This window comes from Streptomyces sp. NPDC046122 (assembly GCF_056429965.1).
This window is the reverse complement of record NZ_JBWKLQ010000004.1, coordinates 125,410-139,957: the sequence shown is the minus strand read 5'-3', so window position 1 is coordinate 139,957 and position 14,548 is coordinate 125,410. Positions and strand designations below refer to the sequence as shown.

Genomic DNA, 14,548 nt, shown 5'->3' with positions numbered 1-14,548 from the left:
CCCGCTCAGCCCGTGGCCGCGTCGGCGGCCGCGCGCTCGGCCGCCTCGACGACGTTGACCAGCAGCTGGGCGCGGGTCATCGGGCCGACGCCGCCCGGGTTGGGGGCGACCCAGCCGGCGACCTCTGCGACGCCCGGGTGGACGTCGCCGACGATCTTGCCGTCCTCGTCCCGGCTGACGCCGACGTCGAGTACGGCCGCGCCCGGCTTGACGTCCTCGGGCTTGATGAGATGCGGCACACCGGCGGCGGCGATGATGATGTCCGCCTGCCGGAGGTGGGCGGAGAGGTCACGCGTACCGGTGTGGCACTGCGTCACCGTGGCGTTCTCCGACTTGCGGGTCAGGACCAGCGGCATCGGGCGGCCGATGGTGATGCCGCGGCCGACGACCACGACGTTCGCTCCCTTGATCTCCACGTCGTGGTGGCGCAGGAGCTGGACGATGCCGTACGGCGTGCAGGGCAGCGGGCCGGGCTCGCCGATCACGAGCCGGCCGAGGCTCATCGGGTGCAGGCCGTCGGCGTCCTTCGCCGGGTCCATCAGCTCCAGGACGCGGTTGGTGTCGATGCCCTTGGGGAGCGGGAGTTGGACGATGTAACCCGTGCACTCCGGGTTCTCGTTGAGCTCGCGCACCACCGCCTCGATCTCCTCCTGGGAGGCGGTCGCGGGCAGTTCGCGCTGGATCGACGCGATGCCGACCTGGGCGCAGTCGCGGTGCTTGCCCGCGACGTACCACTTGCTGCCCGGGTCGTCACCGACCAGCAGGGTGCCGAGCCCGGGGACGACGCCCTTGGACTTCAGCTCCGCCACGCGGGCGGTCAGGTCGGACTTGATCGCGGCTGCGGTGGCCTTGCCATCGAGAATCTGGGCAGTCATGCCCCCATCCTCGCGGATGGACCCGCCTCGATTCCAATCAGGCCGCCTTGGCCGAGGTTGCACTTGCACAACGCATGTGGAACTCGACTGGACAAAGACACGAGTGTCCTACAACGATGATCCGCGCAGTGCCGCGGACAGCGGCGGGGGGGCACCGCTGGTTTTGTGTTGTGACGTTCCTCCGCTCGGGCCGCGACGTCCCCAGCACTTCCAACGGAGGAACACCGCCATGAGTTTCGGCGACCCGAACAACCCGTACGGCCAGCAGCCGCAGCAGCCCCCGCAGGGCCAGCCCGGCTACGGCTACCCGCAGCAGGCTCCGCAGGGCGTGCCCCCGCAGCAGGGTTACGGCTACCCGCAGCAGGGCGCCCAGCAGCCGGGTCAGCCCTACGGCGCGTACCCGCAGCAGCCGGGCACCCTTCAGGCCAACAACGGTCTGATCAACGTCCCGGTTCTGGGCACCGTCCAGGTCGCCACGATGGGCCGCCGTTTCGGCGCGCGCGTCATCGACGCCGTCATCATCTCGGTGCTGTACTTCATCCTCAGCGCCGTCGGCGTCGCGGGAGCGGTCGGCGCCGCCGAGAGCGTGGAGAACTGCACCGGCCTCGACCCGCTGACCCCGGCGTACCAGGACTGCGTCAACAACCAGGCCGAGGCGGCCGGTGGCATGATGGCCGCGTTCTTCGGCATCATCCTCATCTTCTTCCTGGCCACGCTGCTCTACGAGTGGCTGATGATCTCCTTCCTGGGCGCCACGGTCGGCAAGCTGGCCCTCGGCCTGAAGGTCGTCAAGGAGAACACGGGCTCGGTCCCGGGCCTCGGCGGCGGCTTCATCCGCTGGATCATCCCGATGGCGGGCGCGCTCCTGTGCGGTATCGGCCAGCTCCTGGTCTACCTCTCGCCGTTCTTCGACAACTCGGGCAAGCTGCAGGGCTGGCACGACCGTGCCTCCGGCACCATCGTGATCAAGAAGTAACGCAACGCACGCGCGAGAGGCCGCGACCCGGCGGGGTCGCGGCCTCTCGCGCGTTCCGCGTCAGTGGAAGAAGTGGCGCGTGCCGGTGAAGTACATCGTGGCGCCGGCCTTCTCGGCGGCCTCGACGACCTGCTCGTCACGGACGGAACCGCCGGGCTGGACGACGGCCTTGACGCCCGCGTCCAGCAGGATCTGCAGGCCGTCCGGGAACGGGAAGAACGCGTCGGAGGCGGCGTACGCACCCTTGGCGCGCTCCTCGCCCGCGCGCTCCACCGCGAGCTTCGCGGAGTCGACGCGGTTGACCTGGCCCATGCCGACGCCGACGGACGCGCCGCCCTTGGCGAGCAGGATCGCGTTGGACTTCACGGCGCGGCAGGCGCGCCAGGCGAAGGCCAGCTCGGCGAGTTCGCCGTCGGACAGCGCCTCGCCGGTGGCGAGCGTCCAGGTCGACGGGTCGTCGCCCTCGGCCTGGAGCCGGTCGGTGACCTGGAGCAGCGCGCCGCCGTCGATCGCCTTGACCTCGACCTCGTCGGACGGGGCGTCGGGGCAGACGAGCACGCGGATGTTCTTCTTGCGGGCCAGCACCTCGACGGCGCCGTTCTCGTAGCCGGGGGCGACGATGACCTCGGTGAAGATCTCGGCGACCTGCTCGGCCATCTCCACGGACACCGGGCGGTTGACGGCGATCACACCGCCGAAGGCGGACAGCGGGTCGCAGGCGTGCGCCTTGCGGTGCGCCTCGGCGACGTCCGCGCCGACGGCGATGCCGCACGGGTTGGCGTGCTTGATGATCGCGACGCACGGCTCGGTCTGGTCGTAGGCGGCGCGCCGCGCGGCCTCCGTGTCCGTGAAGTTGTTGTACGACATCTCCTTGCCGTGCAGCTGCTCCGCCTCCGCGAGGCCGCCCGTGCCGGAGGTGTAGAGGGCCGCCGGCTGGTGCGGGTTCTCGCCGTACCGCAGCACGTTCTTGCGCGCGTACGTCGAGCCGAGGAAGTCGGGGAAGCCGCTGTCGTCGGCCGCCGCGTAGTCGGCGGCGAACCACGACGCGACGGCGACGTCGTACGCCGCCGTGTGCTGGAAGGCTTCGGCGGCGAGGCGCTTGCGGGTGGTGAGGTCGAAACCGCCGCCCTTGACCGCGTCGAGGACGTCGGCGTACCGCTCGGGGCTGGTGACGACCGCGACGGAGGGGTGGTTCTTGGCGGCGGCGCGGACCATCGACGGGCCGCCGATGTCGATCTGCTCGACGCACTCGTCGGCCGTGGCGCCGGAGGCGACGGTCTCCTTGAACGGGTAGAGGTTGACGACCACGAGATCGAAGGGCTCCACGCCGAGCTCCTCCAGCTGCGCGCGGTGCGCGTCGAGCCGCAGGTCGGCGAGGATGCCGGCGTGCACGCGCGGGTGCAGCGTCTTGACCCGGCCGTCGAGGCACTCGGGGAAGCCGGTGAGCTCCTCGACCTTGGTGACCGGGACGCCGGCCGCGGCGATCTTCCCGGCGGTGGAGCCGGTCGAGACCAGGGTGACGCCCGCCTCGTGCAGGCCGCGGGCCAGCTCCTCGAGGCCCGTCTTGTCGTAGACGCTGACCAACGCGCGGCGGATGGGCCGCTTCGTACCTTCGGCGGTCACTGGATAACTACCTTTCGTCCCTCAATGTGAAAGCCGTTACGGGCCAGGCGCCCCACGACATCGACGAGCAGCCGTCGCTCGACTTCCTTGATGCGCTCGTGCAGAGCGGCACCACCGTCTTCGTAATCCTCGTCCCGGACCTCGACCACGCCCTGCGCGATGATCGGGCCGGTGTCGACGCCGTCGTCGACGAAGTGAACCGTGCATCCGGTGACCTTCGCGCCGTACGCGAGAGCGTCCCGTACGCCGTGGGCCCCCGGGAAGCTGGGGAGCAGGGCGGGGTGGGTGTTCACGCAGCGGCCCCCGAAGCGCGCGAGGAACTCCTTCCCCACGATCTTCATGAAGCCGGCGGACACGACCAGGTCCGGCTCGTACGCCGCCGTGGCCTCGGCCAGCGCCGCGTCCCACTCCTCGCGGGTGCCGTAGTCCTGCACGCGGCGGACGAAGGTCGGCAGTCCCGCGCGTTCGGCACGTTCCAGCCCCGCGATGCCGTCCCGGTCCGCGCCGACGGCCACGACCTGCGCGCCGTACGCCGCCGGGTCGTCGCCGATGGCGTCGAGCAGGGCCTGGAGGTTCGTGCCGGAACCGGAGACCAGCACGACGAGGCGGGCGGGCGTGCCGGGGGGGCGGGGGGAAGCAGGCGGGGAGGCCACAGTGGGTCTCTTTCTCGCGGATGGTGCGGTTTGTAGGGTCGTACGAACGAGTCGCGTCCCCCGATACGGGGAACTCTACGAAGGCGTCAACCGTCGGCAACGATACCGGCACACCGAGCGGCCCCCACGGGACGGGTCCGTGGCCGGGAGGTAGCGTCAGGGGACAGGTTCGTTCTGCGGACTGGGACAATCCGTCTCCGGACGGGAACAGATCGACACACAAGACCCTCTGTGCACCGGGTCTGAGGGGAAGACGTTCACCAGATGACGGACCGACGCCGCCGCGAGGCTCTCCGCCTGCCGCTTTCCGCGACGCACGCCGGACAGCGGGGTTCTCAGTTGCTGCTGCGGGAACGCCAGTCCTCGTCGACCCCGCCGCCGTCGCCGCAGGGCGACGACAACCCCTTCGCGCCGCCGCCCGAGGGGCAGCCCGACCAGCCGTGGCAGCCGCGCAAGCCGGCGAACGACGGCGGTCAGGACGACGACGGGGAGCGGCAGGACGGCCCGCCGACCGGCCAGTGGAGTCCCCGCCAGCCGGGCCGCCAGAGCGGCGGGTTCGGCGGGCCCAAGCGCCCGGCCGACCCCGAGGGACCGGGCGGCAGCGGCCCCGGGCTGCGCTGGGATCCCACGGACCCCGCACAGCGCCGGGCGCGCTACGCGCTGCTGTCCGGCATGTGGGCCTTCTTCTTCGCGCTCTTCGACCTTCCCGAGGTCGCGCTGCTGCTCGGGGCGCTGGCCCTGTACTGGGGTGTCAGCGCGCTGCGGGCGAAGCCCGGCCGCGGCCGGGGCGGCGCCGCGGCCACCGACGCGCCCGCGTCCGCCGCGCCGGCGTCCGGCGGCAGGCCGCTGACGACGGCGGCGGTGAGTGGCCTGGTCACGGCGGTGCTGGCGCTGGTGATCGTGGCAACGACGTTCACGGTCCAGCTGGTCTACCGCGACTACTACACCTGCGTGCAGGACTCCCTGACGCAGTCGGCGCAGGCGTCCTGCAACGACCTGCTGCCGAAGCCCCTGCGGCCGGTCTTCGGCGTGAAGGAGTAGCTCGCTACCGCGGCCCGGCAGGCACGCCGGGCGGGTGGGACGGGCGCGGTTCGGCACGTACGCCGGGCGGGTCGGCTGGCATGCCGGGCGGGTTTGTCAGTTGGTTTCGGCCGGCTCGCTACCGCGGCCCTGCGCCGGACGGGCCCGCCGGTGGCCGCTCGTCCGGCACGCCGGGCGGGTCGGCCGGGGGTGGTTCGACGGGTACGCCGGGCGGGTTTGTCGGGGGCGGCTCGGTTGGTACGCCGGGCGGGTCCGCCGGGGGGTCGGCCGGCATGCCGGGCCGGTCCGCACGGGGCGGGTCGGCGGGCCGCGCCTTCGTGGGCCCCTGCTCCTCCGGGCTCGTGGAGGCCGCCGGGAACGCGGTCATCAGCCCGCCGGACGCTTCCTTCAGGGCCGCCCATCTCACCTCGCGCGAGCCGCTGTCGTGCCAGTCGGCGCCCACCGTGGCGCCGGGGTCGCCGACCGGCAGGAAGTCGGCCTCGCTGTCGTACGGTCCGGGGTCGCCGCCGGTCCCGCCGGGCCGCCACCACGGCGCGGAACCCGCCGTACCGCTGTCCCCGCCGTCTGCGCGGCGCGGCCGCCACCACCTGCGCCTCGTGTCGCTCGCCGCGGCCTCGTCGCCGGACGCGGGCCGCTCCGCCTCCGCTCCGGGCCTCCCCCGACGCCACCACCGGCACCTCGCCGCACCGGCTTCCTCCCCGCCGGCCCCCACCGCACCGGCCGTGCGCACCGCGCTCTCCACCGGCGCCCCACCGGCGGCCTCCGCCTTCGCCGCCCTCCGCCAGGAGCGAGGCGTCCGGTCGCGCAACCGCCATGCGCGCAGGATCAGCGCGGCCGGGACGCCCAGCGCCACGGTCCACACCGCCGCCGCGCCGCCCGTCAGCCACCACACCGGCCCGAACTCCGACAGTGCCCGCACGCCCAGCGGCCCCCCGGCCAGGGCCGCGAGTACCGCCGCCCCCGCCCCGCACCCCACGCCCGCCAGAGCCGCGGCGGCGGCCGTGTCCCGGGCGCTCCATGCCTCCTCCCGTACGGCGAAGGGCGGCGCGGCGGTGCGTACGGTGAACCAGGCGACCGCACCGGCCGCCGCCACCGGGACGGCCAGCGTCGCCCACTGCACGGGGGTGGGCCCCGTCCCGGCAGGCAGCGCCGCCAGCAGCGGGAAGTGCGGCAGCGCCGGCGTCCCCAGCACTCCTACGGGGGCGACGGTCGCGCCCGTACCGAGGGCGAACCCGGGGCCGAGTCCGTACGCCGCGCCCCACACGGCGGCATTGGGCGCCAGCGCCACCACCAGCAGCGCCAGCGCGAGGCGCCCCGACCAGTCCCCCGCGAGCTGGAAGAACACCGCCTGCGCCGCCCCGGCATGCCACACCACCGCTGCCAGTGCGACCAGCCCCCCACCGCCGGCCAGTCCCACGACCCCCGCCCCGGCGGCGCGCAGGGTGACCCGGAACCGGGGGCGCACGACCACGTCCCGCACGCCCTGCGGCCATCCCGCGAGCGGCAGCCCGCCCCCCGTCCACACTCCGCTCAGGGCTCCCAGGGCCGCGACGAGGGGCAGGTGAAGCGCCGCGCTCACGAGTTCCGCCGGCAGCGGCCCTCCGTACGCGTACAGGAACACGGCGGCGCCCACCGCCGCGTAGCCGCCTACCACTCCCAAGAAGGCGACCCCACCAGGGGCCCGCGAGCCGTTCGCCCCCTCCTCCTCCCCGTCCCCGTCGACCGCGTCCCGCGCGGCACGGTGAGTGAGCCACAGCGGCAGCGCGACGAGGAGCATCGGCGTCAGTCCGACGGGCGCGGGGAGCCCGGAGAGGGTGTCGTAGCGGACGAGTTCGACGCCGTGGGCGAGCAGCCACAGGCCGGCGGCGACCCGCAGGGCCCCGCCGGGGCCGCTGTCGGGGTGCGGCGAGCTGATCCACAGCACCGTCACCAGGACGGCGAAGGACCCGAGGCCGAGCCCCGCCGCGACCACCCCCCGCACGCAGCAGGCGGCCTGCGCCGAGGAGCGGCTGGGGAGGGACGGCACCCAGGTACCGCGAGGGGTCACGTGAGTCACCCGGCCATGCTGTCAACGACACGCGCTCAATCCGTGTAACAGGCGAATGACTGCCGTGTCGCTCAATATACGTTTATGTACTTTTTCGCCGGGAGTAGCGCTGCGGGGGGACTTTCGTGACGCAGAGCATTGAAACCGCCCCCGCCGACCCCCTGCCCTCTCCCACGGAGCGCCGCAGGCTGCGCGAGGCGAAAGCGCTGACGCAGGAGCAGGTGGCGGCGGCCCTGGGCGTCACGCGCGAGACGGTCAAGGCGTGGGAATCCGGCCGCTCGAACCCCAAGCGCCGCAAGCGGGCGGCGTACGCCAAGCTGCTCGCCGGCTACCGGGACGAGCTCGACGCCGCGCCGCTCGGCACAGTGCCGGGAGACGAGCCCGGACCACTCGACCCAGTGGCGGGAGGAGACGCGCCGGGGCGCTCCGCCCAGGGCGTGGAACGCAACCCGCCCGAAGAGGCCGACGTAACCGAACGTCCGGCGTCCGAGGAGACGCCCGGGCGCGGCACCGATCCCGAAGCCCTCGCGACCGCACCCCTGGGCACGGAAGCCGTCACCGACCCCCCGGGCACCGCCCCCGAAGCACCCCCCGGCACCGCATCCGCACCGCCCGCACCGACCCCCGCCCAGGCGTTCGACGACCTCTACGCCGACTGCGCCACCGCCCTGCTGCGCCAGACGTACGTCCTCACCGGCAACCGGCACCTGGCCCGCGAGTCCGTCGAGTACGCCTTCCGCCTGGCCTGGGAGCGCTGGCCCGCCGTGGCCAGGGACCGCCACCCCGAGAGCTGGGTGAGGGCAGCGGCGTACGAGTACGCGCTCTCCCCCTGGCACCGCCTGCGCCGCGCGCACAAACGCCGCGACCGCCGCCCCGCCGACCGCGACCGCCGGGTCCTGCTCCAGGCGCTTCTGTCGCTGCCGCCCGCCCACCGCCGCACACTCCTGCTGTACGACGGCCTCGGCCTCGACCTGCCCGACACGGCGGCCGAGACGGAGGCGAGCACTCCCGCCACGGCGAACCGTCTGCTCCACGCGCGCGCCGTGATCGCCCACCGCCTGCCGGAACTCGCCGACGCCGGCGGCCCCGCCGAACAGTCCGCGCTGCTCAGGGAACGACTCGGCCGGCTGGCCGAGATGGTCACGACGCCGCCGGTCACGCTGCAGTCCGCCCGGGCCGTACGCACGGGGAGCGAGCGCAGGACCCGGTTCTGGACGCGCGCCGCACTCTTCTTCACGGCGATGATCGTCAGCGCCACGGGTTTCACCCTGGTCACAGCCCCCACGCGGTACGAGCCCCCGCAGGCGCCCGGCGAACCGGTGCGCGGCGTCCCCATGCGCGCCGGCCCGCAGCCACTGACCCCCCAGGACGAGGAGCTGCGCAGCATGCTGCACGAGGCGCCCGTGACGGGGCCGCCCCGCCTGGTGCCGGAAACCCGCTGACCGGACGGCAGACGGCCGTCCTCTGACCGGTGCATACGAACGCGGACGGGCCCGTACCCCCTGAGCAGGGGATACGGGCCCGTACCGGGTCACCACCGCACCGCGCGCGAAGGCGGCGGCAGCGGCGGCGACGGACTAACCCGCCAGGATGGCGCGAGCCAGCTTGGCCGTCTCGGTCGGCGTCTTGCCGACCTTGACGCCGGCGGCCTCGAGGGCCTCCTTCTTGGCCTGTGCGGTGCCAGAAGAACCGGAGACGATGGCGCCGGCGTGACCCATGGTCTTGCCCTCGGGCGCCGTGAAGCCCGCGACGTAGCCGACGACCGGCTTCGACACGTTCTTCGCGATGTAGTCCGCGGCACGCTCCTCGGCGTCGCCACCGATCTCACCGATCATCACGATCAGGTCGGTGTCGGGGTCGGCCTCGAACGCGGCGAGCGCGTCGATGTGCGTGGTGCCGATGACCGGGTCGCCACCGATGCCGACGGCGGAGGAGAAGCCGATGTCACGGAGCTCGTACATCATCTGGTAGGTCAGCGTGCCGGACTTCGACACGAGACCGATGCGGCCGGGCTTGGTGATGTCGCCCGGGATGATGCCGGCGTTGGACTGGCCCGGGGTGATGAGACCGGGGCAGTTCGGGCCGATGATCCGGGTCTTGTTGCCCTTGGCGCCGGCGTACGCCCAGAACGCGGCGGAGTCGTGGACCGCGATGCCCTCGGTGATGACGACGGCCAGCGGGATCTCGGCGTCGATCGCCTCGACGACGGCGGCCTTCGCGAAGGCCGGCGGCACGAAGAGGACCGACACGTCGGCGCCGGTCTTCTCCATCGCTTCCTTGACGGAGCCGAAGACCGGGACCTCGGTGCCGTCGAAGTCGACGGACGTGCCGGCCTTGCGCGGGTTCACGCCACCGACGATGTTGGTGCCGTCGGCCAGCATGAGCTTGGTGTGCTTCATGCCCGTGGCGCCGGTCATCCCCTGGACGATGACCTTGCTGTCCTTGGTGAGGAAGATAGCCATGGTGTTGGAGTCCCTCGTCCCTTACTTCGCAGCCGCGGCGAGCTCGGCGGCCTTGTCGGCCGCGCCGTCCATGGTGTCCACGCGCTGAACGAGCGGGTGGTTCGCGTCGGAGAGGATCTTGCGACCCAGCTCCGCGTTGTTGCCGTCGAGACGGACAACGAGGGGCTTGGTGACTTCCTCGCCCTTCGACTTGAGCAGCTCCAGGGCCTGGACGATGCCGTTGGCGACCTCGTCACAGGCGGTGATGCCGCCGAAGACGTTGACGAACACGGACTTGACGTCCGGGTCGCCGAGGATGATCTCCAGGCCGTTCGCCATGACCTCGGCGGAGGCGCCGCCACCGATGTCGAGGAAGTTGGCGGGCTTCACGTTGCCGTGGTTCTCACCGGCGTACGCGACGACGTCCAGGGTCGACATGACCAGGCCGGCGCCGTTGCCGATGATGCCGACCTCGCCGTCGAGCTTGACGTAGTTGAGGTTCTTGGCCTTCGCGGCAGCCTCGAGCGGGTTGGCTGCGGCGTGGTCCACGAACTCCTCGTGGCCCGGCTGACGGAACTCGGCGTTCTCGTCGAGAGACACCTTGCCGTCGAGGGCGATGATGCGGCCGTCGGCGACCTTCGCGAGGGGGTTGACCTCGACGAGGAGCGCGTCCTCGGCGACGAAGGTGTCCCACAGCGTCACCAGGACCTCGGCGACCTGCTCGGCGACCTCGGCCGGGAACTTCGCCTGGGCGACGATCTCGCGGGCCTTCTCGATCGTCACGCCGTCGTTGGCGTTGACCGGGACCTTGGCGAGGGCCTCGGGGGTCTTCTCCGCGACCTCCTCGATGTCCATGCCGCCCTGTACGGACGCCATGGCGAGGAAGGTGCGGTTCGTGCGGTCGAGGAGGTACGAAACGTAGTACTCCTCGGCGATCTCGGGCGCGGTCTCGGCGATCATCACCTTGTGGACCGTGTGGCCCTTGATGTCCATCCCGAGGATGTCCGTCGCCCGGGCGACGGCCTCGTCCGGCGTCGCGGCGAGCTTGACGCCGCCGGCCTTGCCGCGGCCGCCGACCTTCACCTGCGCCTTGACGACCGACTTGCCGCCCAGCCGCTCAGTGGCCTCGCGCGCCGCCTCAGGCGTTTCGATGACTTCACCGGCCAGCACCGGTACACCGTGCTTGGCGAAGAGGTCCCTCGCCTGGTACTCGAACAGGTCCACGCGCGTCCGTCCCTTTTCTGGTGATCGCGGTTCGTTGCGTTGTCTCCATATGGGCGTGCCGCGAAGGGCAACGTGACGGCGCTGTCACAAGGGAGGCGTAACGGTGTCCGGTACGCGGCATGTCCGTCTCGCAGGTTATCCCCGTGGACCACAGGTCCCTAAATCGCAGATCACACCTGAGCGGTGATACCGGTCACAGCCGGTCACGGAGCGCACGTGCTACCGCGCGCCCCTCGGGGCGGGGCGGGAAACGGGACCGGGCGGCCTCCACCCCAATGGAGACCGCCCGCGCGGCGCCGGACCCGCCGGCCCGGTGCCCTTGCCCGCCGCTGCCGAACGGCGCTGTCAGATGCCCTGGGCGAGGTACGCCGCGTAGCCCGGGGTGACCGAGTCGGCGGCGTCCTGGGAGCCGGAGACCGCGTTGCCGGCGAGCGGGGTGGCGACGACGGTGCCGGACAGGTCCCGCGCGAACGGCTGGACGTCGGACACGACGCCGCCGGCGAACGGCGAGACGTCGCCGACGACACCGTGCGCGAGGGTGTGGGCGCTGCCGCCGACGCCGTACGCGACCGGCTCGACGTGGTCGGCCACGGTCTGCACGAGGGGCTGGACCGCGCCGTGGACGCCGCCCGCGAACGGGCCGACCTCGGAGACGACGTCACCGGCGAACGGCTGGACGCCTCCCACGACACCGCCCGCGAACGGCGTCACGTCACCGACCGCACCGTGGGCGAGGCCGCCGGCGTCACCGACCGCCTGACCGGCGACCGGCAGCACGCCGTGCACGGCACGGGCGGCGATGGGCGGCAGGGTGTCCTCGGCGACGGCGTGGGCGAGCGGGGTGGCGTCGGCGACGGCTCCGTGGACGTGGCCGGGGGCCTCGCTCCGGATCTCGCTCGGCGCCTGACGCGCATCGGAGGCGAACGCGGACAGCGGCCCGAAGAGGTAGTCGATCTCGGCGTCGACACCGGCGGCCCGGACGTCTACGGCGTCGGCGGCGACGGCCACGCCGTGGGAGACGTCGGCGTGGGAGACGTCGGCAGCGACGGCCTGGGGCGCGCCGGCCGCGTCGGCGACGGCGTCGGAGGCGTCGGCCGGGGACAGGGTGGCGGCCCCGGTGACCGCGCCGGTGGCTTCGCCCCGTGCCTCCGCCGTCGCGTCCTCGACGTCCGCTATGACGTCGGAGGCGGAGTCCGGGGAGGACAGCGGCACCGAGACGGGCAGCTCGGCCGCGCTCGCGGCGGCGGTGCCGAGGGCCCACATGCCACCGGCGGTTGCGGCGACGGCGATGGAACGGCGGATGTTCTTGTTCATGCTTGCGTCAGATCCTTCGAATTCATTCGGCTTTCCGGATACTCCGGATGGCGGGCAGACCTGTCCCGCCCCCGCGCGGCAGGTCATGGAGCGGGGACGGTCCGCCCTAGCCGGGGAATTCGAGGATGTCGTGCGGTCGGTCGTACGTCGGTGCGGCCGTCGCCGGCAGCGTGGCCCCGCGCACCAGACCGAACCGGGTGCCGCTCGTGATCGCGGCCGCGGGCTTGTCGCCGGAACGGGCGGAGTTGCCGTCACCGGCCGCCTGGCGCATCCCCTCGCCGCACGGCCCGGAGGGCGCCGGCACGGGCGCCTTGCCGCACTCCGCGCGGCCCGGACCACCGTCCGCGCCGTCGTGCTGCCGGACGAACGAGCCGTACGGGTACGCGCTCTGCCCGGCCGCCGTCGCCGCCGCCGCGCCGCTCGCGGATCCTCGGCCGGCCGCCTGGGGCGGCTGGTCGCCGGAGCCGTCGCGCACGGTCTGGGCGGGCTCCGCGGACGCGTCCGCGGCCCCGCCGGAAGGCGGCGTGGACGCCTCGGGCCCCGAAGGCGCTTCGGGTACAGGCAGTTCGGGGAGCGCGGGTACGGGCAGCGCGGGCGGCGCCGGTACTCCGGGAAGAGACGGGCTGTGTCCGGCGAGGCCGTCCTTCAGCTCGCCGACGGGCCGGGTGACGGTCCGTACGGCTTCGGCCACCGGCTCGACGACCTCCGGCACCGCGTCCTGCCGCGGCGCCCGCACGTCCACCGGGGTCACGGAAGCCACGGGGGCCTCCACGACCCCCGCGACGGCCGGAACCTCTGGGGCCACGGGGGCGGGTGCCGCCACCGTGTCGACCGCGGCGGCTGAGCCGTGCGGCAACGGCGCCTCGACGGCGTACGCCTGTCCGCCCCACAGGAAACCCAACGCCATCAGGCCCCCGAGGAAGAGCACCACCCGCAGCGCACGCCGCCGCCCCGCCCGGCGCAGTGCGCGCAGGGCGGCGAGGGGGTGGGCGACAACCAGGGCGGTCAAGGGAGAACGGCGCCTTCGCACAGGGGGACGGATCGGCAGAACGGATCGGGAGGACGGATCGAGGGGGGATGTGACGAGAGGGTGATGCTCGCATGAGCCTCCTGGGGTCACGCAAGTCGGATGTTACTGATGGGTCTCCACATCCGGTACGGGCAGGGGTCGTTTTTCGATCGCCGCGGCCATCACCTCCGGGAAGAGATCCGGCGTGCAGGCGAACGCGGGCGCGCCGAGGGCCGCCAGAGCCGCCGCGTGTTCCCTGTCGTATGCCGGGGCGCCTTCGTCGGAGAGCGCGAGCAGGGTCACGAACTGCACGCCCGACGCCTTCATCGCCGCGACCCGCTTCAGCATCTCGTCGCGTATGCCGCCCTCGTAGAGGTCGCTGATCAGTACGACGACCGTCTCGGCGGGCCGCGTGATGCGCGACTGGCAGTACGCGAGGGCGCGGTTGATGTCCGTGCCGCCGCCGAGCCGCGTGCCGAAGAGTACGTCGACCGGGTCGTCCAACTGGTCGGTGAGGTCGACGACGGCGGTGTCGAAGACGACGAGTCGGGTGTCGACCGCGCGCAGGGAAGCGAGGACGGCGCCGAAGACCGACGCGTAGACGACGGAGGCGGCCATCGACCCGGACTGGTCGATGCACAGGACGATTTCCTTCTTCACCGACTGCGACGCCCGCCCGTATCCGACGAGCCGCTCGGGGACGACCGTCCGGTACTCGGGAAGGTAGTTCTTGAGGTTGGCGCGGATGGTCCGGTCCCAGTCGATGTCCCGGTGGCGGGGGCGGCTGACGCGGGCGCTGCGGTCGAGCGCGCCGGTGAGGGTGGCCCTGGTGCGGGTGGCGATTCGCTTCTCCAGGTCCCGTACGACCTTGCGGACGACGGCGCGCGCCGTTTCCCGCGTCGTCTCGGGCATCGCCTTGTTGAGCGAGAGGAGCGTCCCGACGAGGTGCACGTCCGCCTCGACGGCTTCCAGCATCTCGGGTTCGAGAAGCAGCGCCGACAGGCCCAGGCGTTCGATGGCGTCGTGCTGCATGACCTGGACGACGGATGTCGGGAAGTACGTACGGATGTCGCCGAGCCAGCGCGCGACCGACGGGGCGGAGGCGCCGAGTCCGGCCGTGCGGCCCGACGGACGGCCGCTTGCGCGCCCGTCGCCGTACAGCGCGGCCAACGCCCCGTCCATGGCGGCGTCCTGGCCGGCCAGGACGCACCCGGTCCCGTCGGCCGCCTCCCCGCCCAGCACGAGCCGCCACCGCCGCAGCCGCTCCCCGTCACCGGGCCCACCCACGCGCACGCCGAAGCCCCCCACGCGCTCCGGCCGACCCGAGCCGGGGCCGCCCGCGTCG

General features: G+C 73.0%; 12 protein-coding genes. 3 read left to right on the top strand and 9 right to left on the bottom strand.

Annotated elements, in window-relative coordinates; all coding sequences use genetic code 11:
* Positions 1–5 precede the first annotated feature (5 nt).
* Complete coding sequence (locus AC07FK_RS13730; RefSeq protein WP_479105068.1) at positions 6–875, bottom strand: bifunctional methylenetetrahydrofolate dehydrogenase/methenyltetrahydrofolate cyclohydrolase; 870 nt, start codon at positions 873–875, stop codon at positions 6–8.
* Positions 876–1,104: 229 nt separating this feature from the next.
* Between AC07FK_RS13730 and AC07FK_RS13725 the strand changes: the two genes are divergently transcribed.
* Entirely contained in the window at positions 1,105–1,851 is a 747-nt protein-coding gene (locus AC07FK_RS13725) for an RDD family protein (RefSeq protein WP_479105067.1), read from the top strand.
* 60 nt (positions 1,852–1,911) lie between these two features.
* Here AC07FK_RS13725 and purH read toward each other — a convergent pair whose 3' ends face one another.
* A complete protein-coding gene (gene purH / locus AC07FK_RS13720) occupies positions 1,912–3,474 on the bottom strand; it encodes a bifunctional phosphoribosylaminoimidazolecarboxamide formyltransferase/IMP cyclohydrolase (protein WP_479105066.1) in 1,563 nt (520 codons plus the stop codon).
* Positions 3,471–4,127 carry a phosphoribosylglycinamide formyltransferase gene (gene purN, locus AC07FK_RS13715; RefSeq protein ID WP_479105065.1) on the bottom strand — a complete coding sequence of 219 codons (657 nt, stop codon included), beginning with the start codon at positions 4,125–4,127 and terminating at the stop codon, positions 3,471–3,473. Before purN ends, purH begins: the two co-directional genes overlap by 4 nt.
* A gap of 264 nt (positions 4,128–4,391) precedes the next feature.
* On the opposite strand from purN, the gene AC07FK_RS13710 reads away from it, so the two are divergent.
* Entirely contained in the window at positions 4,392–5,168 is a 777-nt protein-coding gene (locus tag AC07FK_RS13710; RefSeq protein ID WP_479105064.1) for a hypothetical protein, read from the top strand.
* Between the two features lie 118 nt (positions 5,169–5,286).
* Here the strand turns inward: AC07FK_RS13710 and AC07FK_RS13705 are convergent, their stop codons facing one another.
* Complete coding sequence (locus AC07FK_RS13705) at positions 5,287–7,215, bottom strand: cell division protein PerM (protein ID WP_479105063.1); 1,929 nt, start codon at positions 7,213–7,215, stop codon at positions 5,287–5,289.
* Positions 7,216–7,340: 125 nt separating this feature from the next.
* On the opposite strand from AC07FK_RS13705, the gene AC07FK_RS13700 reads away from it, so the two are divergent.
* Positions 7,341–8,657: a helix-turn-helix domain-containing protein gene (locus AC07FK_RS13700; protein ID WP_479105062.1), complete on the top strand. Its 1,317-nt coding sequence runs from the start codon at positions 7,341–7,343 to the stop codon at positions 8,655–8,657.
* A 135-nt stretch (positions 8,658–8,792) separates the two neighbouring features.
* Here the strand turns inward: AC07FK_RS13700 and sucD are convergent, their stop codons facing one another.
* From sucD to AC07FK_RS13675, 5 genes are all read right to left on the bottom strand, one after another.
* Positions 8,793–9,677 (bottom strand): succinate--CoA ligase subunit alpha, encoded by an 885-nt coding sequence (gene sucD, locus AC07FK_RS13695; protein WP_069927371.1) that lies wholly within the window; start codon positions 9,675–9,677, stop codon positions 8,793–8,795.
* Positions 9,678–9,698: 21 nt separating this feature from the next.
* A complete protein-coding gene (gene sucC, locus AC07FK_RS13690) occupies positions 9,699–10,880 on the bottom strand; it encodes an ADP-forming succinate--CoA ligase subunit beta (RefSeq protein WP_479105061.1) in 1,182 nt (393 codons plus the stop codon).
* Between the two features lie 345 nt (positions 10,881–11,225).
* Positions 11,226–12,194 (bottom strand): hypothetical protein, encoded by a 969-nt coding sequence (locus AC07FK_RS13685; protein WP_479105060.1) that lies wholly within the window; start codon positions 12,192–12,194, stop codon positions 11,226–11,228.
* Positions 12,195–12,300: 106 nt separating this feature from the next.
* Positions 12,301–13,203, bottom strand: coding sequence for a hypothetical protein (locus tag AC07FK_RS13680; RefSeq protein WP_479105059.1), 903 nt, complete (start codon positions 13,201–13,203; stop codon positions 12,301–12,303).
* 123 nt (positions 13,204–13,326) lie between these two features.
* Entirely contained in the window at positions 13,327–14,115 is a 789-nt protein-coding gene (locus tag AC07FK_RS13675; RefSeq protein ID WP_479105453.1) for a VWA domain-containing protein, read from the bottom strand.
* Positions 14,116–14,548: the final 433 nt, after the last annotated feature.

Excerpts from the sequence above, each read along its gene's own strand:
- sucD (WP_069927371.1), bottom strand. The coding sequence starts at position 9,677 with ATGGCTATCTTCCTCACCAAGGACAGCAAGGTCATCGTCCAGGGGATG.
- AC07FK_RS13725 (WP_479105067.1), top strand. The coding sequence starts at position 1,105 with ATGAGTTTCGGCGACCCGAACAACCCGTACGGCCAGCAGCCGCAGCAG.
- AC07FK_RS13685 (WP_479105060.1), bottom strand. The coding sequence starts at position 12,194 with ATGAACAAGAACATCCGCCGTTCCATCGCCGTCGCCGCAACCGCCGGT.
- AC07FK_RS13710 (WP_479105064.1), top strand. The coding sequence starts at position 4,392 with ATGACGGACCGACGCCGCCGCGAGGCTCTCCGCCTGCCGCTTTCCGCG.
- AC07FK_RS13730 (WP_479105068.1), bottom strand. The coding sequence starts at position 875 with ATGACTGCCCAGATTCTCGATGGCAAGGCCACCGCAGCCGCGATCAAG.
- AC07FK_RS13675 (WP_479105453.1), bottom strand. The coding sequence starts at position 14,115 with ATGCCCGAGACGACGCGGGAAACGGCGCGCGCCGTCGTCCGCAAGGTC.